Below are 20797 nucleotides of genomic sequence, written 5' to 3'. Positions count from 1 at the left end.
ACCAATAAGTTAAAGAAGTATAGATCTGACGTTCAGTACTTTTATCGGGTAATTCATCAACTACCATCCCATGAAACCGATCGTCTCCATTTTCATACTCGCAGCGCTGGCCAGTGCGCCGCTGTTCGCGCAAACTTCCGACAATGCGGAAATTGAGCGAATGTACGATGAAGACCAGTCTGCCCGGAAAGTCGCCAATATCAATTGGACCCAACTCAACAAAGCAGACTCGCTGAGACGCCGGAGAGTAGACGAACTCCTGGATTCCAACAAAGTCCGGACCGGACAAGACTTTTACCGAAGTGCGATGATCTTTCAGCATGGCACCGATACCCTGGCTTCGGCCAAGGCCATCAAATTAATGAGGCAAGCCCTCGAATTGGACAGTACTGTAAACAAATGGCTGCTCGCCGCAGCGATCGACAGGCACTTAATGCGAAAAGGAATGCCGCAGATTTATGGTACGCAATATGTTATGATGGGGCAGAATGGAAAGTGGCAGCGCTATCAGATCGACACGACGAAAGTTACCGACCAGGAACGCCGCGACTATCATGTCGAAACGCTGGCAGAGCAGCTCGTAAAGGAGCGCCGGATGAACCTGCGTCCGATTCTCGAATACCACCAGGCCGGCAAATCAGTCGATGAAACGGTAGCATTTATACGAGCGGAAGTCCAAAAAGGTGCAAACTCATTGTACGATGTAAGTGAGGCGGCTGTCAATTCATTCGGATATAAAATAATGAGTAACCCTTCGGAAGCCGTCAAAATATTCAAGCTCAATACGGAGCTTTACCCTACGGGCTTCAACACATTCGACAGTTATGGCGAATGCCTCATGAAATTAAACCGGAAAAAAGAGGCGATCGCGGCTTATCAGAAATCTCTTTCCCTGAACCCCCAAAATACCAACGCCAGTACTGCCCTCGCAACCCTTCAGGCCAAGTAACCTATACTTTTCGGGCCCACACCCTGCTACCCAGCATTTTGCCTTTCCCGCTCCTCTGTCCAGGGTGCATTTTAATCTTAATTTAAGGCCATTTTAACGGCGTTTAAATCTGCACGGGCCTTTTTTGGACTATATTTTTCAAAAATATTAATATCCCCCTCCCCCTGACATCAAAACCGAATTACGCCTGCTGAGCGGCATAAGGCGATGGCATAGCCATGTTCGGAAATTACTAAAACCTGAAATTATTACTAAACCTGTTTGAAAATCATGACACATATCCGCTCCCCGTCACGCCCGTACGGACGCCCCTCCACGTATTTTTTACACAAAACGCTTAATAAACACTAACTAATTTCTACATGAAAAGTTATGTACAACCGCCCGTCCTGCGGTCGGGATGGATTATGAAAATAGTCCTGCTAAACCTATTGCTCCTGATCTCGCTGTGCTCGTATGCCCGCGCAGCTACCGACAAGAAAATCACCGGTAAAGTTGTGGATTCCAAAGATTCCTCCCCGCTTCCCGGCGTGAATGTGCTCATCAAAGGGACCGGCATCGGTACTTCGACGGATGCTTCCGGAAATTACGAAATCAATGTCCCCAACGAATCCAGCGTACTGGTATTCAGCTTTGTAGGATTTACCAGCCAGGAAATCACCGTCGGCAACCAGTCGTTGATTGACGTGAACCTGGCTACCGATGCGAAGGCTTTAACAGAAGTGGTCGTGATCGGGTACGGTACCGTTCGCAAATCGGACCTTACCGGCGCGGTAGCTACCATTAAAGGCGAGCAGTTGGTAGACAAGCCCGTACCGAACGTTTCCCAGGCGCTGCAGGGCAAAATTGCGGGCGTCGAGGTGAGCGTCAACAGCAATGCGCCCGGCGCTGCGGCCAAGGTGCGCGTGCGGGGTATCGGCTCCATCAACTCCAACATCGACCCGCTCTACGTCGTGGACGGGGTAATCGGTGTGGACGGCAACTCGATCAACCCGAATGACATTGCGTCGCTTGAAGTACTCAAAGACGCCTCTTCCACAGCCATTTATGGTGCGAGGGGCGCCAACGGGGTGATTATGATCACCACCAAACGCGGCCGCGCGGGTACCATGAAAGTTTCTTATGACGGAAATGTGAATGTCAGCGATCTCTACCGACACGTCAAAACGCTGAATTCCGACGAATTTGTGAAGGTTTACAATGAAGCCTACGCCAACGGCACCAAATTCGACCCGGCAGGCGGCACCTGGGCGCCTCCGGCGGCCCTCAACCACGCCAACTTCCCGCTCCTGTTCGATGCCAACGACAAGCCGTTGTACAATACCAACTGGGAGAAGGAGGTGTACAAACCTGCCATCTCGACGAACCATTCGCTTAACTTCCAGGGCGGTAACGACAAGACGTTGTTCAGCCTCTCGCTTGGCTATCTGAACCAGAATGGCCTCATGGCGACTTCGGCCTTCAAACGGTACAATCTGCGGTTTACGGTGGATACGGATGTCAACAAATGGTTGAAAGTGGGTGGAAGCCTGTCGCTGATCAACAGCCGCCAGCGCATGGTCTCCGACGGTAACGGCGGGTTGAATGTGCCCCGCATGGTGTCCGAAGAAGTGCCGATCCTTCCTGTGAAATATCCTGACGGCACCTGGGCGGGTAACAACGACATCGCCGGACTGGAAGGCGGGCCGAACCCTGTGAATATCGCCCATAACCGCTACACGATCAATAATACGCTCCAATCACTCGGCAATACCTATTTGCTTTTCCACATTGCCAAGGACCTGGATTTCAAAACCGATCTTGGATTTAACCTCCAATCTCAGAAAAACAACTTCTTCTCCTCCCAGAACCTTGCGCACATGTCGGCCGACCAGGGCGGTGTGGCCAACATCCGCGGCTACCTCAACACCTACTGGCAGTCGGAGAACTACCTGACCTGGAATAAGACGATCAACCAGCGCCACCGCATTACCGCATTGCTCGGGGCATCGTGGCAGCAGTACAACCAGGAAACCGATTTCGTTGAAACCCAGAACTTTATCGACGACATTTTCCAATGGCATACGCTCGGCTCCGGTTCTGTAAGAAGCTCCTCTACCTCAGCAGATTACAAATGGGCCATGAATTCGTACTTCGCCCGCGCGACCTATAACCTGGATGAGAAATACCTCTTCACGGCGACGGGCCGCTACGATGGTTCGTCGAAATTCGGGGCGAACAACAAATATGCATTCTTCCCGTCGGTAGGTGCCGCATGGCGTGTGTCGGAAGAAGGTTTCCTGAAAGGCAACAAGACGATCACCAATTTGAAAGTACGCGCGAGCTACGGGCTTTCGGGCAACCAGGAAATCGGTCAGTACCAATCCATCGCACAAATTCAGCCCGGCACCACCAATGCTACCAGCACGGTGCTTAATGGCGCATTGCAATCGACCTTGCTGCCGAGCTATCTGGGTAACCCTAACCTGAAATGGGAAAGGTCTTTGCAGTTTGATGCCGGCGTCGAGTTGGGCATCCGCGAGAATATCGACCTGACGGTGGATTACTACAACCGCGTCACGAAAGACCTGCTGCTGCAAGCCCCTATTCCATGGTCGGCCGGTGAAGTGAATGCGAATGTGTACCAAAATGTGGGTTCGGTGAGAAACTCGGGTTTTGAAGTGAGTTTGAATACGACCAACATCGAAACGCGCAACTTTTCATGGACTACCAACTTCATATTTGCGACCAATGTCAATAAGATCCTGAAACTGAACAAGGGTAACGCCGACATTTTCCCCGGCCCTAACTTCCTCGGCCAGACGAACATCCTGCGCGTAGGCGAGCCGATCGGATCGCTGTACGGCATGACGAGGATCGGGACTTACAGCACCGACGAAGCAGCCCTCGCCGCCGAGCATAACCTGAAACCAGGCGACAGAAAGTACATTTACAATGCCGACGGAAGCAATTATTACAGCATTATCGGCCGTACCACGCCCAAATGGACCGGCAGCTTCAACAGTACCATGAAGTACAAAGGCTGGGATTTCTCTTTCAATATCCGTTTTGTGGAGGGCCTCAATACCGCCGCGACGTTCAAGCACTCGGTGGAAGACAGGCAGACCATCGCGAACAGCCTCGCTACGGTGCTGAATGCCTGGACGCCTACCAACCAGAACACGATGATTTCGCAGGTACGTAACTACAAATTCGCCCAGGATTCGCATTTCGATACCTGGTGGGTAGAAAACGGCTCGTTCATCCGCGGCCAGAACTTCATGCTCGGCTACTCATTCAACGACCCCGTTCTTGAAAAACTGAGAATCGACCGCCTGCGCCTGTATGCAAGTGTTCAAAACCTGTTTGTGATCACGAAATACACCGGCTATGACCCCGAGGTGGATACATTCAACTCCGGCTACGGGGCTAACACCGCCTTTTCGCAAAACCTGGACTTCTTCTCCAATCCCCGTCCAAGGGTTTGGAACCTGGGCCTGACACTTACTTTTTAAACCGCAACGACAAAAAATATGAAAGTGCTGAAAAATATATTGATGGCTGCTTCACTGCTGACCATGGGCTCCTGCTCGGATTTCCTCGAAGAAACCCCGACAGGCTTCCTGACGCCCGAATCGGAGGCTTCCAGCAGCAAAGTGGCCCGGGCTTATGCGAACTCCGCTTATGTCAATTTGCAGGGGCTTCTGGCCGGCCAGCCGGCTTCTTACGGCGGTAATACCTACAACCTGCTCGAATTCATGACCGGCAAAGCAAACAGCGATCTCGGCCAGACCGGATTCGTGAACTACCAGAACCTGGGGTACACCAATACCTCTTTTTACTTCGACACCTGGTGGCAGCAAATGTACCTCGGTGTAGGCGCCTGTAACCTCGCGCTGCAAAGCATTCCGGGTATCAATGCCGCCGGACTGACCGACGAGGCGAAGAACAATATGCTGGCGGAAGTTCACACGCTGCGGGCGCTGTACTACTTCTACCTGGTGCGCATGTACGGCGCGGTGCCTGCCGTGACCACCACACCAACCAACCTCGACCTGAATGTCGCAAGAACGCCCGCAAAGGACATTTACGACAAGATCATCATCCCCGACCTGCTTGCAGCCGAAGCCTCGACGCTTCCGTGGTCGAACACGACGGGAAATGTGTCCATGTCGGCGGTGGAATCGATCCTTGCGGATGTGTACCTCACCTACGCCGGTGCGGCGATCAACGGCGGCCAGCAATACTATGCCGAGTCGGCGAAGCGGTCGCTGAATGTGATCCAGAAGGGCGGCTTTTCGCTTTTCAAAAATTACACGGATATGATCAACCCGGCGAACAAGAACCTGGGCGAATTCATTTTCCAGGTGCAATATGCCGCAAGCGTGCCATTGACCAACCCGCTCACGCCGCTTACGATCCCCAACTATTCGGGTATTTCGAAATATGCGGATGAATATGGCTCGGTATACCCGACGCCCGAGTTTATCAAGTCGTTTCCCAAGGGCGATAAGCGCGTGGAGGAAAAGCAGTTCTTCTACACCACGGCACCGAGCATCAAAACCGGCCAGCCTGTGAAGTTCAAGAACACGTACATCTACAAGTGGTTCGATGCGAATGCGATCACGAGTACGATCAAATCCGATTTGAACTACACATTGTACCGCCTCGCGGATGTGTACCTCATGTACGCGGAGGCGTCCAACCGTGCGGAAGGCGCACCCAACGCCAAGGCAGTCGAATATGTGAATGCGATCCGCGCACGGGCGAACCTGGCGCCTGTTTCAGGTTTAAGCCAAACCGCATTCGAGCAGGAAGTATGGTCGCAGCGCTATTTTGAACTATGTTTTGAAAACAAAATGTGGTTCGATATGCTCCGGACCCGGAAAGTCCGCAACGACATCACGGGCAAATGGGACGATTTCGTGGGGCACAAAACCGTCTTCGGCGCCACTTTCAGCGAAAAGCAGCTGCTGTTCCCTGTGCCGAGACAAGAATCGGACGTGAACCCGAACTTGCTGCCCAACAACCCTGGGTTTTAATATAGTATAAGGTTAGAATGACGACAGCCGGCTCACTGAGTCGGCTGTTTTTGTTAGGACAGCAGCGCAGCGCGCGGTAATCAACGGATGTCTGGTTATTACAGGTACCTCCCGCACAAATCGTTTTCGCAACCGCCTTACGGAGAATAATTATATTCATTTAAAATATAATTATATTTAATATAGAATTCGTACCAGGTGAACCCTAAGCATCCGTTACCATGAAAATCATTACCAGGCTTTTACCCGTCGGGGTTTGCTGCTTTGTAATTGTGGCAGCATTATGGTTTCCGGTCGCCGTTCTGCACGCGCAACCGCTGACCAGTCCCATCTGCTCTTCTACGTCACAACATCAGAAACTGATTCTTTCGAAACCCCAGAAACAGATTTTTGACGATGCACAGAAACGGTTGAAGGCCTACATGGCCTCTGCCAAAACGCAACGCACCAATGCCGACCAGGTGTACACCATTCCGGTGGTCGTACATGTCCTGGAACCTATCGGGCGTTCGCTGATCACCGATTTGCAAATTCATGAGGGGATCGCCGAACTGAACAAAGCATTCCGAAACCAGCTCGCCGAATCCGACGGGGTCGATACCCAGATTCAATTTCAACTGGCGGTACGATCCCCGCAATGCACACCGACTACGGGAATCGACAGGATTTACACCAACAATGCGGCCTACACCTCGTTTGGCGTCACCGGGCCCGGTGGCTCCGGATTACCGTATGACCAGGTTTATGCAATGGGTTACTGGAACAATCTCGAATACTACAATGTATGGCTTGTCAACTACATGGACCAGGCTGCCGGCCTGGCGGGATACCCTACCGGCGCTTCTTCGACGACTGACGGCGTACTGCTCGTAGCCAACTATTTCGGCACGAAATTGCTCGCCCATGAGTTCGGGCACGGGATGTTTCTTGGGCATACATTCTCGCGGGGAATCGGCGAAGGCGACCTTGGGACGATAGAATGCCCGCTCAACGACAACTGTGCAGCACAGGGTGACAACATCTGCGACACAGAGCCGGTCAATCAAAGTTCCAACTATCTGTGTCCCGGAAACCCCAACCCGCTTAATCCATGCAATAACAACAGCCCCTACGGCAACGTCCTCAAAAATTATATGGGCTACAACAGTTTCAGCTGCCAGACGCAGTTTACCAATGATCAACGCACGAGAATGCGAAGTGCCATTGAAACGTTGCGTTCCGGGCTGATCACCAGCAAGGGCCTCGACCCCATCGTGCCCGGACTGAACATTCCGAAAGGTACCGCCGCGACACTCACAGCCACAGGGTGCAACGGGCTGATACAATGGTACGACGCCCTTACCAATGGCAACCACCTTGGGGCCGGTAACAGCTACACTACGCCCATTCTCGAAGAATCCCGAACCTACTATGCTTCCTGCCTCCGCGCCGACTGCCCCAGCGACGTGCGCGTACCGGCTGTGGTCACCGTCGGGGCGCTGCCCGTGACGCTCGTGAGGTTTGGGGCTGAACTTTTGGAACAAAACCAGGTAATGCTCAGCTGGGCCACCTCATTCGAAACCATGCACGACTATTTCGATGTAGAATCGGCACGCGACGCCAGAACATTCCGAAAGGCAGGACGAATAACCGCACCGCTCGGGATAGCGGCCGGTATCTCGGAATACCGGTTTACCGATACGCCGGAGCCGCCGGCAGGCATGTTGTTTTACCGGCTAAAACAGGTTGATACAGATGGCAGCTACGCCTATTCGAGAATCGTAAATGTAAGAATGCCGGACACGCAATTGACGATCAGCCCCAACCCTGCCGAGAACGGCATTACGATCAGCGGGGCATCGCAAAGTTGGGACATCGAGGTGATCAATGCTGCCGGCGAAGTGGTGCAACGGGCCAGGAACCAGCACCATATCGATTCAAAACAGCTCCCGGCCGGACTTTACGTGATACGCGTGACGACGCAAAGCGGGTACACCGTTTCCAAAAAGATTATCAAAAAATAAAGCCAAACGCCGGCAGAGCAGTTTAAACCAAACCCTCCGCCGGCGTTAAAGCCCTTCCTCCATCCTCCCTTTCCTCCCTACTCCCCATTCACCTCATCAATCAATGCTATAAAAGAAACTTCTCAATTCAGTCGCGAAGCTATCCGGTACTTCCAGTGCCGCAAAGTGCCCTCCTTCGCTCATTTTGCGGAAGCTGACGACATTCACGAAACGCTCCGCCCATTCTTTCGGGAACTGGGCTTCCCTCGGGTACAGGGCCACGCCGGCAGGTACTTTCGATTTTTGCAATGGCTGCGCCCCGCCCCATTGTGCAATCGCATCCGCTTTGTACATCCGCATCGACGTCGCGATGGTCTGCGTGGTCCAGTAGATCATGATATTGGTGAGCAATGCATCGCGCCCGCCAAATGCCGCTTCCAGGATTTCCGGCGACGCTCCCGCGCTGCCAAAACTCAATATCCAGGCCGCCAGGCCGGTCGGTGAATCGTTCAGTCCGTAGGCGAGCGACTGCGGCTTGGTAGCATGCACCATGGCATAGGCGCCTTCGCTGTACCACCATTGCTGTACAAACTGCGCGAACTGCTTCTCAGCTTCGCTCATCGTGGCGGGATCTTCCTGGCCCATCGGATAGCCAACATCGGTGAAATGCACGCCGGACACCACATCCGGATATTTCGAAGCCAATGCCTTGGTGACGCCCATGCCCACATCGCCGCCGGCTGCGTAGAATTTATCGTAACCCAGGTTCTCCGTCATCAGTTCTTTCCAAAGGTCCGCAACGGCTTCACTCGTCATAGCCACTTTACCCGAAAACCCGAAACCGGGAATGGAAGGGATCACGAGGTCAAAACCCTGCTCGCCTTCGGTCAGTAGCGGAATGATCTTGTGAAAGCGGTAATAGCTATCCGGCCAGCCGTGCGTCAGGATAAGCGGTTTAGCGTTTTTACCCTTTCCCTTGATATATTGAAAATGAACTTTCACTCCGTTTACATCGGCGATATACTGCGGGTACTTATTGAGTTCGGCTTCCTGTTTGCGCCAGTCGTAGCTGGTAAGCCAGTATTGCACCAGTTCTTTCAAATAGGCTTCGCTGGTGCCGAAATGCCAGCCGGAGCCTTCCGCTTCGCCCGGCCAGCGGGTGTTTTGCAAACGGCTTTTCAAATCGTCCAGTACTTGCTGCGAAACCGATACTTTAAATACCTCCATGTTTTTCATTGTTGCGTTTTTTTTAGTTTGTGAAAAAGTAATCATCGGACTCAGAATGAGCGATGTAAGCATCAAAAAGCGAAGTTTTTTCATGGGCGTCCTGTTGTTTGATTGAAACAAAGGTATCGCCGGAAAGCCGCGCGCCGTTAGGAAGGATTTCGGGAAAGATAGTAAAAAACTCCGCTGGACAAATCAGCTCTTCCGGTATTCGGTGGGCGTCATATTTGTCAGTTTTTTGAACGACTTGTTGAAATGCGAAGCATCTTCAAAGCCCAGCCAGTAGCAGATTTCCTGGATCGACAGGGCCGTTTGTTTCAGCAGACTTTTGGCCTCCATCACCACATATTCATCGATAAAAGCCTTGGCCGGCTTGCCCAGTTCCGCCTGCAAAACCTCGCTGAGGTATTTCGGGGTGATATGCAGTGCCGTCGCGTAAAAAGCGACTTCCTTATGCTCCGGAAAGTGCTCCGCAACGAGTTTTCGGAACGACTGAGCTATTTTTTCCTTGTTGGAAATTCCATTTGAAACGCCATTGCGGTTACTCCCGTCCGGCATCTGGCTTCCCGGGCCGGTATGAAACGACTCCGCCAGCATCAGCAGCGCATGTACCATGCCGGGAACGGCGCTTTTATCGTCCTTCAACTCTTTCAACAAAGCGAATAGGGAAGCCATTTTCCGGGTCTGGTCGTCCGACAGGCGTATCACGTGCCTGCCCCCGTGGAAGAAAAAGGGAAGCGAATGCAGGAAAGCATTGTTTTTCATGCCCTCAAACAATTCTTCGGTGAAATAGACGGTGTCGTGCTCGGCCGTGTAGTTTCCCGTCCATTGGCAAACCATCCCGGGCCCCACCGTGGTAAGGCATCCGGCCGTCACCAGGTAATCGGTGCTGCCGATCTTGAAAACGTCGCCTTCGCCCGTGTAAGTAATGCCCAGCCCGAAAGAGAACGTCCTGAACGGGAAGTTGACATGAGCGTTTTTGTAGGTATGCCTGTCGGCCAGAAAGAAGGGGACATTGAAACTGTGGGCATTCTGATGTTTGAGAAACTCGTAGAGATTAAAGGACGTCAAGTTGAATTTTTTCTGCATAACATGCTGGTTTCGATGTTCCTGTTCGTGGCCGTATGAATGATTTCCTCGCATCCAAAATAGCGAAAATTTTATTTTACCACTAAAAATTCACCCTCCCGGCGACGCATTGAGCGAAGCATCCAATCAGCGGCTTTCCCATGCATTCCAAAGTATTTGCATTCAGAAAAAAAGGGATGCAGCCGGTGTGGCTGGGTGTTTCTGAACACTTTCAACAACGGAAAGCACAATTGGCGCGATTGGCGCGATATGAATGCATGCGGCGTCCGCGAAAAATTGCTCGGATATTATTACAGGATAAGAAAAGAGAAGAGGTTATTGTGAAGTTTTTGCATATTGAATAAGTGAATTTGCCTGAACAGCTGGCTCGCCAGGCCGCAGAGCGGCTTCCTGTTTATAGAGGACGGCGAGCATTTTCCTTGTTGGCCCCGCAGGGCCTCCTGACGCATCCACAATATTTTATTACACACTATAATTGAATTGAACATGGCTAACACCTATTCCCAAATCTATCTCCAATTTGTATTTAGCGTTAAACATCGGCAATGCCTGATCCCTAAACATCACAAGGATGAGTTACATCGCTACATAACCGGGCTGGTGCAAAACAGAAATGCTAAAATGCTCGCGGTGCATTGCATGCCGGACCACGCGCACTTATTCATCGGATTTAAGCCAGCAATGTCGATTTCGGAATTTATAAAGGAAATCAAGGTTGAAAGCAACCAGTTTATCAATCAAAAGCGATGGACAAGCCATAAATTTGAATGGCAGGAAGGCTACGGTGTTTTTTCATATTCTCAGTCGCACATAGATCACGTTGTCCGGTATATTCACGCTCAGGAAGAACATCATCGCAAACGGACATTTGGAGAAGAATACCGGGATCTGCTGCAGAAATTTCAGGTATCGTTTGAAGAGAAACATTTATTTGATTTTTTTGACGCGTGCTAATCCGGGGCGACGTGCATAAGGAGGCCCCTCCGGGGCCGAAACAAGCAACGTTCAACTTTTTGCTATAAACAGGATGGCCCTCCGGGCCAGTTGCTATGGTACGGTAACCTGGCACGCCCGGGATGTCTTCACCGCGATCGGGCGCGCCGGTCCGGTCCTCATTTTTTGATCACCTTGTAATGTTGCACGCGGCCTTTATGCTGGCTCGAAAGGATAAAGACACCTGCCGGAAGCCCCGTAAGATCCAGCTCTTTCAAAGCACCCGGTGTAGCCATATACCGCCGCACCACTCCTTTCGAATCGGTAATCCGCAAAGTTTCATATTCAAGCGGCTGGTCGAACACGATCCGGTCCTGGTCTACTGGATTGGGATAGATCACCCGTTCCGGTTCCTGATCGCGGAGTTCCGCCATCGGAGCCACGCGCGCCGGCACAGTCAGGATGTCCGGGCTTAATGTAATATCCATATCAAAATACAAATCCGAGCTCGTTGCGCTGGTCTGGTGCACCTCCACGGCAATGGTGTTTTCCCCCAATCTGAAATAGCTTCCGTCGTTCGGCACCACAATCGTCTGCCAGGTGTATTCCGGAGAAGCATTGGTGGCAAAAGTCGAAAAAGTAACCGTAGCCGGGTTGATATTCGGGTCACCGGGGGTCAGCGCTTTGCCATTGATGTAAATCACCACCCCGTCATCTCTCTTATAGTTGATAATAATCGACTTTTGGTAGGCCATATTTTGCGAGCTCATCCGAAAGGAATTCCGGAAATAGGAAGTAGTCCAGCGGGTGGCACACGGTGCCGCAAGACAGCCTTCACGGAAATAGGAAGCACGTCCGCGGGCCTCGTAGCAATCCAGCTCGGCCTGACAGGCCGGAATGAGCGTTTTCTCGCCGTCTTCCCGGTTAGGGGAATAGCCGAATGGCGCCGGGCCCGTAGGCCAGTTTGCCGCATTATCATAGTTAGGCGGATCTTCGGCATTGAGCTCATCAGGATCCTGTCCGCCTTTCCAGTTAAATATGCCGTTGTCGGGTGGTACCATTCCCCTCGCGAAATAGCGCCAGCTGCTGCCTGCGTGCAACACCACCGTAGTACCGCGGGGATTCTGGTTGTACACCTGGCCTCCTATGCCGCCACCGCCATTCAACCGCCCTACCACAAATTCGCCGGAATAGAAAGGATAGGATTTCGTAGGGTAAAAAAATACCTCCGGCTGATTGAACCCAAACCGCCATTTGTATTCGAGCGGCGTAGGTTGCTGATCGGTAATATTCGACTGCTTTACGTCATACAGCCAGATGCCATCCTTGTTGAAATCCGACGCCGCCTTGATGGTGTTGTGCACGCCCGTCGTAGGGTCCAGGCCATAGGTGGTTGTCAAACTGTTTATTTTAAAGAAACGCAGGCTGAAATGCCCTATCTGCTCATAGGCACCGTCGTTGTAACGCAGTGAGATAAGGTCGGAATCCTTATAATAGTGCCGCACGGTCACCTGCTGCTTTCCGGTGAGCTCCGGGTTAGGCTTGATGGACCAATACCGGTTCATTACCCGCCAGTTGGAGCTGAACGACCGCGGCCTGTCCGACCGTACGTAGTTGGTACCCGGCCCCAGCGCGCCTACTTCCGTCCTTCCGGGTTTGCCGCCCAGTTTCACTTCAAATGGCGCTACTCCGGCCTTCCCGATGGTGAGGTCGTGCTTGTTGATCGACAGCAGCAGATTGCCTTTGCTATCGACATAATGCGTGAAATTGTCGGCCCCTGGCTGTGCGTCGGTGCATTCGCAGATCGCCGCGCGTGTGGTATCGTCGGTTTCCGGTACAGTGAAGCCATCCAGGTCTTTAAAGATCGTAAACTGGTCGACCAACTGCTTATTTGCCCCGATGTATTTGGCTGTCAACCGCTTGTTCTCGACCTCGATGTACATTGAACCGCCCGACGACAATGCCGAGGCGGTCATGAGCCGGCTGACCAGACCGGGGTTTTTGACGTTGCTGCTAAAATTCGGTTCTCCCTTTCGTCCCCCGGCGCCATTCACAACATACACAATACCCTCGTTTTTTACGGCCGCGCTGTTTTTGTAATAAAAGCAGGAATTGGCAGTGCCGTCGAAGCGCCCGCTGCCCTGCGCATTGCTGCCCACCGCCGGGTTGTGGGTTGCCATTACGAAATCTGTGGAAATCGTAGTAAGATCACGCATGAGGCGCGAACGCTCGTAGCCGTGACTATGCCCTGCGAGCACCAGATCCACCTTGTACGCATCCAGAATGGGCACCAGGTTCGTTCGGATCTGGATGAGGTCACGCTCGGTGTCCGAGTCGTGCGAGCCGCCGCTGAATGGCGGGATATGCGTGAATACGATCACCCAATTGATGTCCGGATCGGCATTGGCTTTGGCGAGATCCTTTTTCAGCCATTGTGACTGCAAGCCGGAGGGCGCGAGGATTTTCGTATGATCATCGCCCAGTTTTTCAAATCCGTAGGTGTCGAGACTGATGAAATGGATATTGCCATAGTCAAAAGAATAATAGGCCTCTGTCATCGACGGTTCTCCCCCGCCTTCCCCGTTGGTGAAATTATTGACGACGCTATAATAATGGATGTTTTTCTCGGCCCTCACCCGGTAAAGCGAGGCGCTGTCGACGGTTCCGTCGAAATAATCGTGATTACCCGGCGTAGCATAGAACGGCGTCTGCCGGAGCATAAAATCGTACCGCTTCCTGCCCCGGTCAAAAACGTGGTCCTGGTATTGTTCCTTCCTGCCCTGCTCATAAGCATTATCGCCCAGCCAGAGCCAAAGGTCCATCGGGCCCGTTTTGTTCGCTGTCATATAGTCCTTCCATGAATCGATTACGCTATCCTGGCGGCTGGCCGTTACGGGTTGGGCGGCGGTATAGCCGAAATCGCCCAGCACCCACATTTTCACTTTCTTTTTTACGCCCGGCAACGGCGGCGTCCGGAAAAAGTTATCGGGCGTCTTTTCGAGAATTACGGGAAATGCGGGAGGCACCCAGCCGCCAACGTAGTACCGGTACTGCTGGTCGGGTTTCAGCCCCGTGAGCGTGACGATGTGATCAGTGGTCGCCGCAGGTTCCTCCACCATTGGCGACCCGTTCCCGAGCAATTCGTACTCCGGTTCCGATGAATAAACGACCCGCCCGACGTTCGCGATATCGGTCTGCCAGCGGATGGTTATGGAAGCAGTGGTAGCAAACTCATTTAACTTTTTTGAATACGCCATTTGCAGATACGGGCCGCGTGTTATGACGGGTGTCTGAGCGAAACACACTGAAAATAACAGGAGGCAAAATGAGAGCACAGATAGAGTCGGTCTCATAAGCATCAGGATTTAAAGATGGAAGAAGAGGGACTTGTATGCACAAATAATTGTATAGAAAAATTGCTATTTTTTCTTTATATATCCAAATCAAATTCAATATATTTACCTATATGAAACCCTAATTATCAAACAGTTACATCTGTTTGCAGTATAGCCTCTATCTGTACTCACCTCCCGTTTTCGCGCGGGAGTGTGAGGTGGTAAACGCTGGTGTTTACCAACGCGTTTCGAAACGTTTGCCCGTCCCCTTCCTATCTCGGAATCATGATGAAAACAATACCTCTCTCCGGCAGAACCTGCCTTTGGATACTCTTTTTAATAGCATCAATAATGGCTTGTAAAGGCCCCGACGGCGACACCGGCCCGGCTGGGCCCCAGGGACCGCAGGGAACGCCCGGTCAAAATGGCGCAACAGGCCCCGCCGGACCGGCCGGAGCAGCCAATCTCATTGTCTCGCCGTGGGTTAAAGTGCCTAATACGGCCTGGCAGCGCGAGGATTCGACGTATTTCCTGGTGACGCACGCCGACAACAACATTACCCAGGCTGTCCTCGACAGCGCCCTGGTTATGGCCTATTACCGTAATGAAGGCCGGCCAAGTGTCGTGTTTTCCCTACCTTCTGCCAATGAAGAACTGACACTGGGCTTTTTTATGCAGGTACAAAACCAGGCTGGGGCAATCAACTTCGATGTAACCTATTTCAAGCCCAGGCTCACTCCTATCGATTTCGACCTCGACTTCCGCTGGATCATTATACCGGCCAACAAACGGGGCCGCCTCCACACCGCCGACCTCAAAGATTACGCGCTCGCCAAACAGCAACTGGGCCTGACTGACTAGCCAGGCCCGGTTACGTGCGGATATCATTATACGTGGCAGAAGCTACTATGCCCCCTCCCCCGGCAGCGCCCCTGCCGGGCGGTAGGTATTGATAATCATCCCGGTTGAGGTAACTTTCGTATCGACCAGCGACAGGCTGCCCGCCGGAATGCCGTTTTCGAACAAACGTTTTCCGCCGCCAAGTACAACGGGGGCGATCCATAGCCGGTGTTCATCGATAAGCCCGGCTGAAATCAGCGTTTGCAGAAGGTTACTGCTGCCCCATATATGGATTTCCGGGCCTTCCGATGCCCGCAAGCGCCCTACTTCCTCCACCACATCCCGTAGGATCTGCGCATTGTTCCAGTCGAGGTGGTCGAGGGTGCGTGTGGCAATATATTTCTTTGCCTTGTTGAATGCCTTGCCGATCGGGTCATCGTCGTGCAGGGGCCAGTAGGAGGCAAAAATATCGTAGGTACGGCGGCCCAGGAGCATTTCGAATTCCCCGGAGATGATTTCGCTGATGGTTTCATGCAGCATATCGTCCCCATAATGCATGAACCAGCCACCGTGTTTGAAATCGCTGCTGGGGTCTTCTTCGGGACCGCCGGGTGCCTGCATCACACCGTCGATTGAAAGTTGGGTAATGGCGATGATCTTTCCCATGTCGTTTTTGTGTTTTCAGTTGAATTGTGATACAACAAAGGTACATGGTCATTCCCTGTGAATGCGGGTGCAAACCTGCCAAAAGAAGGGGTTAATCACGCCTGGCCCGCATGAATATCCTACGCCGACCATTCGGTAGGCGCCTTTCCAAATTTTTTCTTGAATGAATGAGAGAAATGCGAAAGGCTTTCAAACCCCAGGTCGAGGTAGATAGCCGAGGGCTTCTTACCCTTGGTTTCGATCAGGTACCGGGCCTCCGCGAGCCGCCTTTCTTGCAGCCAATGCCGCGGCGCCATACCGAATATCCGCTGGAAATCACGCTTAAAGCCCGCCAGGCTCCTTCCGGTAAGCCGGGCAAACTTCTCCACCGGAACATTGTAGTGAAAATTACTGAGCATGAATTTTTCCAGGTCCATTTTGTAAGGCTCCGAAAAATCGAACAGCAGCTCTTCCAGCTCCGGCATGGCGTGCATCAGCAAATGCACCGCCTCTTTCACTTTAAGCATACCCAGCTTCTCCGTTACCGCTTCATGCGGGTTGCGGATATACGGCATCACCGATTCAAAGAACGCACGCAGAAATTCATTCACCGGAACGAGCACATTGGGCGGCCCCGAATATTTGTGCCCGGTCTCTACCTGCTCTTCCAGTGCGATCGTCCGCAGCAGATCCTCGTGGAGGCATATCACCACCGTTTGATAATCCTCGCCTTCGAGGGGCGTTTTGGTAATCTCCCCGAGCTGGTTCTTCTGTACCAGCAGCATTTCACCGGCACCCATCGAGATTTTCTGCGTGGCCGTTTCCAGGGAGAAACGGCCCGAGACCTGTAATATCAGCGTATTATGTTCCATAAAAGCGACTTTATCCTTTCTCTGCTTGGAGAAATAGGAATAGAAGATCACTCCGGGGATTATTTCAGTTGGATTCGTCACAGGGTAAAGATATAAAAAGCGGGGCCTGAAAGTACCGGCTAGCGTTGCAAATAAGTCCCGCCTGCAATTGCTCCCGGAGCAAAATGCGTGTTGAGCACCTCCATTTCTGCGGGTGTAAATGTAATGCCCATCGCCTCCATATTTTCGGGAAGTCGTGCGCGCCGGCTCATGCTCACCAGCGGCATGATATGCTCGCCCTGCGCATTCACCCATGCGATAGCAAGCTGCGCGGGCGTGTACCCTTTTTCCGTTGCCATTTGTTTCAACACCTCCACGGTAGCCAGGTTTTTGGTCAGGTTCTCTCCCTGGAAACGTGAAAAATGATTTTGGTAACTGCCTGCCGGAAGCGGTGCTTTCAGCTCGCCCGTCAGCAGCCCCTCCGCGGTATTGGCAAAAGTTACCACGCCAATGCCCAGTTCCCTGGCTGTCGGCAGCAAATCGTTTTCTATCTGCCGGTCGGCGAGCGAATAGCCTATTTCCAATGCGGTTACCGGATGGATACTGTGTGCCTCGCGCAATTGGGCCGCGGTAATTTCGGAAACGCCCAGGTGCCTTACTTTGCCTTCGGCAATCAGGTCGGCGACGGTACCGATCACATCTTCCACCGGCACACTGCCATCGAGGCGGCATGGTTGGTACAGATCGATGGTATCTATTCCCAAACGTACCAGCGAATAGTTGACGAAGTTCTTGATGGCTATCGGACGCAGGTCCAGTCCCAGCCATTGATTATTGTAAAAAACAGCCCCGAACTTGACACTGATGAAAGCATCGTCACGGCGGCCCCGGATCGCCTTTCCTACCAGTAATTCGTTGTGTCCGGCGCCGTAAAAATCCCCCGTATTGAGGAAGTTAATACCATTGTCCAGCGCCGCCTGAATGGTAGCAATGCTTTCGGATTCGTCGTTGGCCTGGCTTCCCCAGACGGGCGACATGCGCATACAGCCTAATCCGAGTTTGGAAACAAGCGGGCCGTTCTGGCCCAGGTTCATTTTGGTTATCGTGGTCATCTTTTTTGTTGATTTTAACAATACAAAGATGACCGATTGCCGCGCCCGGCCGATTTCCTCCACGGCTCAAATTACTTGCTTGTACGGATCAGCCGGTGTGCCGCCTATCCGGGAAATATCTTGCCGATCATCCGCCCGATCTGCACAAAATCGTCATGGTTGCTCACCGACCGTTTTTCGGTTTCGTCCGCATTCTGTTGCGAGAATGGGTAAATCAGCAGGAAGTTATTTTCCAGCGCGTGTTGATTCAGGAAATCAGGCATCTGGCCCATTCGCGGGAAAAAGGACGCCATACCGCGCTTGGCCATGAACAAGATCAGCCCTTCATCGGCTTCCAACGAGGCGGCGGCCTGCTCGGCCTCTCCCCAGTAATCGATCGTATGCAATGACAGCTCAATAGCCGATTTCCCCGCTACCCGCTCGATAATGCCGATGATCGGCGCACTGGCATAAAAAGCCATTTCCGAACCCGACGACTTTCCGATGTTCCATACGCGCAGCAACGCATGAAAAAAGCCAGGTTCCTTGTCCGCTTTGGGTGGGATCAGGACAATGTATTTTTTAATGGTTGAAATCGGCTGAGCCGCGTGGTAGATCAGCGTATTCACATTTTCATTCTGTAAATAGCCATTGGTGAGATTGTAAACGAACGACGGCGTGAGGCCTTTCCCGGGCTGCAACGCGACGATCAGGTCGGTTATCTTCTGCTCCTTGATCACGTTACTAATGCCGGTAGCCACATCGCTGTCATACCGGGTAAGCGGCCGGATCTGGACGTCCGCAGCCGCCGCCAGGGTTACGGCAGTATGAAGCGTTTTTTCGGCATTTCGGACAGACGACTCGTTTTTCTCATCGTTGATCACATTCAATGCGAACAGCCGGTCCTTGTTATGCCCGGCCTTAATGAGCAAGCCCAGGTTGACCGACTTTTCCACGGCATCTTCATAGTTGACGGCGATCAGGATATTCTCTGTCTCGGGATTAGCCCCCGACGCCGTAGCTTCATTATCGGCCTCCGCAATCTTGGCCGCACTCGACATCGACACGAACGAAGAAATGGTACAGGAAATGAGAATCAACAAAATACTGCCATTGAGCACGTGTTCGCTCAGCAAACGGACCGGTTCGCCACTCTCGGTTTCGGAAAGGATGATATTATAACCGACCATTACCGCTGCCAGCGTGGCCGCTGCGGAGGCCGAACTCAACCCGAAAATGATCATACCTTCATCCTTCGTCAGCCGGAACGTCTTTTGCGTAAACACCGCCGCCAGATACTTTCCGCCAATGGACGCCACGAGCATCACGGCGGCAACAACCAGCGTTTCCAGGCTTTTGAAAAACACCGTAAAATCAATCAGCATCCCTACGCTGATCAGGAAGAAGGGGATAAAAATAGCATTACCAACAAACTCCACGCGGTTCATCAGCGCGGACGTGTGCGGGATGAGCCGGTTGAGCGCCAGCCCCGCAAAAAAAGCCCCGATAATGGCCTCGATACCCGCCAGTTCCGCCAGCACAGCCGCCAGGTAAATCATCACCAGCACGAATATGTACTGGGATATCTTGTCATCGACCTTCTTGAAAAACCACCTTCCGATGATTGGAAATACAAACAATACCGTGAGACTGAACGCCGCCACCGATAGGCCCAGCCGGAGCCAGAATGCGCTGTTCACCTCTCCCTGGGTCATGCCCACTACTACCGCCAGAACCAGCAGCGAAAGTACGTCCGTAAGCATGGTTCCGCCGACGGTGATATTGACCGACAGGTTTTTGGCCACACCCATCTTGCTCACGATCGGGTAGGCAATGAGCGTGTGTGACGAAAAAAGACTAGCGAACAGTACTGAGGTGAGCATCGAAAAATGCAGCACATAGTAGCCTCCTATCAACCCCAATATAAATGGAACAGCAAATGTAAAAACGGTGAATGTGATGCTTTTGCCCATGTTCTTCTTGAAATCGCCCATATCGATTTCAAGCCCCGCCAGGAACATGATGTAGAGCAGACCGGTAGTGCCGGTTACCACCACGCTGCTGTCGCGGGAAAGGAGGTTAAGGCCGTTGGGCCCTACCACAGCACCGGCGATCAGCAGGCCCAGCAAATGCGGGACTTTGATCTTGTTGAGCAGCAGCGGTGCGCTCAAAATGATGATCAGTTCGAGCAGAAACTTCAATACCGGGTCCTCGATCGGTAAACTGCCGATGTGGAGGTTGAGCAACGTCATCATCTAGCGGTTGGTTAGGCGGTTTAGCTCAATGGAAAATTTCGCGGTGCAGGATTTGTCGATGCCCGTCGTCTGCATTCCCTTGATCAGGTTCTTGTTGTCGCGGGTCAGTTCCACATTCAATTCCATATTCCTGGCGGCCGATGAGTCGCTCGTATAATGTAGCTGGATGCTGGTACTATCGTATTTCGCCGAAAACACCCTGACGACTTTATTGTTATTGATCACACGCGTATAAAGCCCGGTGGAGTCACTCACAAACTCCCAGGTGTTGGAACGCAAATCCCCGATCACATATTCGCTGCAATTGGACTCCCGACAGACCGACTTGCTTGCCCAAAGCCCTGCAATATCATCGGGCCAGCGTTGGAGCACGACAGCCGTGTCCCTGCGGGTAAGCAGGCTGTCGCGCATGCGCAGAAGCGACTGGTAATCAGCCTCTTTAATCGCAAACTCTTTCTCCCTGGCAAGTAGGCTCTGCTCACGCGCATCGAGCTCGTGTGCTCTTTCCTTGTCCTGGCAGCCCATTAACAGGCTGGCGGCGATAAGCGTAGCAAGAAGGTATCTGTTGAATGCCATAGCAGG

15 protein-coding genes are annotated in these 20797 nt (G+C 52.4%); 7 read left to right on the top strand and 8 right to left on the bottom strand.

The window, feature by feature from the left end; translation table 11 throughout:
• Nucleotides 1–70 precede the first annotated feature (70 nt).
• From J2Y43_RS11220 to J2Y43_RS11205, 4 genes are all read left to right on the top strand, one after another.
• Nucleotides 71–949, top strand: a complete 879-nt coding sequence (locus J2Y43_RS11220) for a tetratricopeptide repeat protein (protein WP_309982420.1) — start codon at nt 71–73, stop codon at nt 947–949.
• Nucleotides 950–1311: 362 nt separating this feature from the next.
• Nucleotides 1312–4443: a TonB-dependent receptor gene (locus J2Y43_RS11215; protein WP_309982418.1), complete on the top strand. Its 3132-nt coding sequence runs from the start codon at nt 1312–1314 to the stop codon at nt 4441–4443.
• An 18-nt stretch (nt 4444–4461) separates the two neighbouring features.
• Nucleotides 4462–5970, top strand: a complete 1509-nt coding sequence (locus J2Y43_RS11210) for a RagB/SusD family nutrient uptake outer membrane protein (protein ID WP_309982416.1) — start codon at nt 4462–4464, stop codon at nt 5968–5970.
• A gap of 221 nt (nt 5971–6191) precedes the next feature.
• Nucleotides 6192–7973 (top strand): M43 family zinc metalloprotease, encoded by a 1782-nt coding sequence (locus J2Y43_RS11205; RefSeq protein WP_309982414.1) that lies wholly within the window; start codon nt 6192–6194, stop codon nt 7971–7973.
• A 96-nt stretch (nt 7974–8069) separates the two neighbouring features.
• Here the strand turns inward: J2Y43_RS11205 and J2Y43_RS11200 are convergent, their stop codons facing one another.
• Both J2Y43_RS11200 and J2Y43_RS11195 read right to left on the bottom strand, forming a co-directional pair.
• Nucleotides 8070–9188 (bottom strand): epoxide hydrolase, encoded by a 1119-nt coding sequence (locus J2Y43_RS11200; RefSeq protein ID WP_309982412.1) that lies wholly within the window; start codon nt 9186–9188, stop codon nt 8070–8072.
• A 183-nt stretch (nt 9189–9371) separates the two neighbouring features.
• Nucleotides 9372–10265: a helix-turn-helix domain-containing protein gene (locus tag J2Y43_RS11195; protein ID WP_309982410.1), complete on the bottom strand. Its 894-nt coding sequence runs from the start codon at nt 10263–10265 to the stop codon at nt 9372–9374.
• A 140-nt stretch (nt 10266–10405) separates the two neighbouring features.
• On the opposite strand from J2Y43_RS11195, the gene J2Y43_RS11190 reads away from it, so the two are divergent.
• Nucleotides 10406–10609 carry a hypothetical protein gene (locus tag J2Y43_RS11190; RefSeq protein ID WP_309982408.1) on the top strand — a complete coding sequence of 68 codons (204 nt, stop codon included), beginning with the start codon at nt 10406–10408 and terminating at the stop codon, nt 10607–10609.
• A 142-nt stretch (nt 10610–10751) separates the two neighbouring features.
• A complete protein-coding gene (gene tnpA / locus J2Y43_RS11185) occupies nt 10752–11219 on the top strand; it encodes an IS200/IS605 family transposase (protein WP_309982404.1) in 468 nt (155 codons plus the stop codon).
• A 158-nt stretch (nt 11220–11377) separates the two neighbouring features.
• On the opposite strand, the gene J2Y43_RS11180 is transcribed toward tnpA, so the two are convergent.
• Entirely contained in the window at nt 11378–14551 is a 3174-nt protein-coding gene (locus J2Y43_RS11180; RefSeq protein WP_310226490.1) for a metallophosphoesterase, read from the bottom strand.
• 333 nt (nt 14552–14884) lie between these two features.
• Here J2Y43_RS11180 and J2Y43_RS11175 point away from each other — a divergent pair, with 333 nt between their 5' ends.
• Nucleotides 14885–15394, top strand: coding sequence for a collagen-like protein (locus tag J2Y43_RS11175; protein WP_309982400.1), 510 nt, complete (start codon nt 14885–14887; stop codon nt 15392–15394).
• 45 nt (nt 15395–15439) lie between these two features.
• Here J2Y43_RS11175 and J2Y43_RS11170 read toward each other — a convergent pair whose 3' ends face one another.
• From J2Y43_RS11170 to J2Y43_RS11150, 5 genes are all read right to left on the bottom strand, one after another.
• Nucleotides 15440–16039, bottom strand: coding sequence for a dihydrofolate reductase family protein (locus J2Y43_RS11170; RefSeq protein WP_309982397.1), 600 nt, complete (start codon nt 16037–16039; stop codon nt 15440–15442).
• 119 nt (nt 16040–16158) lie between these two features.
• Nucleotides 16159–16971, bottom strand: coding sequence for an AraC family transcriptional regulator (locus J2Y43_RS11165; RefSeq protein WP_309982395.1), 813 nt, complete (start codon nt 16969–16971; stop codon nt 16159–16161).
• A 38-nt stretch (nt 16972–17009) separates the two neighbouring features.
• Nucleotides 17010–17981 carry an aldo/keto reductase gene (locus tag J2Y43_RS11160; protein ID WP_309982394.1) on the bottom strand — a complete coding sequence of 324 codons (972 nt, stop codon included), beginning with the start codon at nt 17979–17981 and terminating at the stop codon, nt 17010–17012.
• 104 nt (nt 17982–18085) lie between these two features.
• On the bottom strand, nt 18086–20215 hold the full coding sequence (locus J2Y43_RS11155; RefSeq protein WP_309982391.1) for a cation:proton antiporter: 2130 nt from the start codon (nt 20213–20215) through the stop codon (nt 18086–18088).
• Nucleotides 20216–20791, bottom strand: coding sequence for a hypothetical protein (locus J2Y43_RS11150; RefSeq protein WP_309982389.1), 576 nt, complete (start codon nt 20789–20791; stop codon nt 20216–20218).
• Between the last annotated feature and the right edge of the window lie 6 nt (nt 20792–20797).

This window comes from Dyadobacter sp. BE31, assembly GCF_031457695.1.
Taxonomy (GTDB): domain Bacteria; phylum Bacteroidota; class Bacteroidia; order Cytophagales; family Spirosomataceae; genus Dyadobacter.
The sequence above is the reverse complement of the archived record's forward strand: the minus strand, read 5'-3'. Positions and strand labels throughout refer to the sequence as shown.

Coding starts and splice junctions, on each gene's coding strand:
- J2Y43_RS11190 (WP_309982408.1), top strand. CDS start 10,406: ATGCATTCCAAAGTATTTGCATTCAGAAAAAAAGGGATGCAGCCGGTG.
- J2Y43_RS11195 (WP_309982410.1), bottom strand. CDS start 10,265: ATGCAGAAAAAATTCAACTTGACGTCCTTTAATCTCTACGAGTTTCTC.
- J2Y43_RS11170 (WP_309982397.1), bottom strand. CDS start 16,039: ATGGGAAAGATCATCGCCATTACCCAACTTTCAATCGACGGTGTGATG.
- J2Y43_RS11220 (WP_309982420.1), top strand. CDS start 71: ATGAAACCGATCGTCTCCATTTTCATACTCGCAGCGCTGGCCAGTGCG.
- tnpA (WP_309982404.1), top strand. CDS start 10,752: ATGGCTAACACCTATTCCCAAATCTATCTCCAATTTGTATTTAGCGTT.
- J2Y43_RS11160 (WP_309982394.1), bottom strand. CDS start 17,981: ATGACCACGATAACCAAAATGAACCTGGGCCAGAACGGCCCGCTTGTT.
- J2Y43_RS11180 (WP_310226490.1), bottom strand. CDS start 14,551: ATGAGACCGACTCTATCTGTGCTCTCATTTTGCCTCCTGTTATTTTCA.
- J2Y43_RS11150 (WP_309982389.1), bottom strand. CDS start 20,791: ATGGCATTCAACAGATACCTTCTTGCTACGCTTATCGCCGCCAGCCTG.
- J2Y43_RS11200 (WP_309982412.1), bottom strand. CDS start 9,188: ATGAAAAACATGGAGGTATTTAAAGTATCGGTTTCGCAGCAAGTACTG.
- J2Y43_RS11205 (WP_309982414.1), top strand. CDS start 6,192: ATGAAAATCATTACCAGGCTTTTACCCGTCGGGGTTTGCTGCTTTGTA.
- J2Y43_RS11210 (WP_309982416.1), top strand. CDS start 4,462: ATGAAAGTGCTGAAAAATATATTGATGGCTGCTTCACTGCTGACCATG.
- J2Y43_RS11155 (WP_309982391.1), bottom strand. CDS start 20,215: ATGATGACGTTGCTCAACCTCCACATCGGCAGTTTACCGATCGAGGAC.
- J2Y43_RS11175 (WP_309982400.1), top strand. CDS start 14,885: ATGGCTTGTAAAGGCCCCGACGGCGACACCGGCCCGGCTGGGCCCCAG.
- J2Y43_RS11215 (WP_309982418.1), top strand. CDS start 1,312: ATGAAAAGTTATGTACAACCGCCCGTCCTGCGGTCGGGATGGATTATG.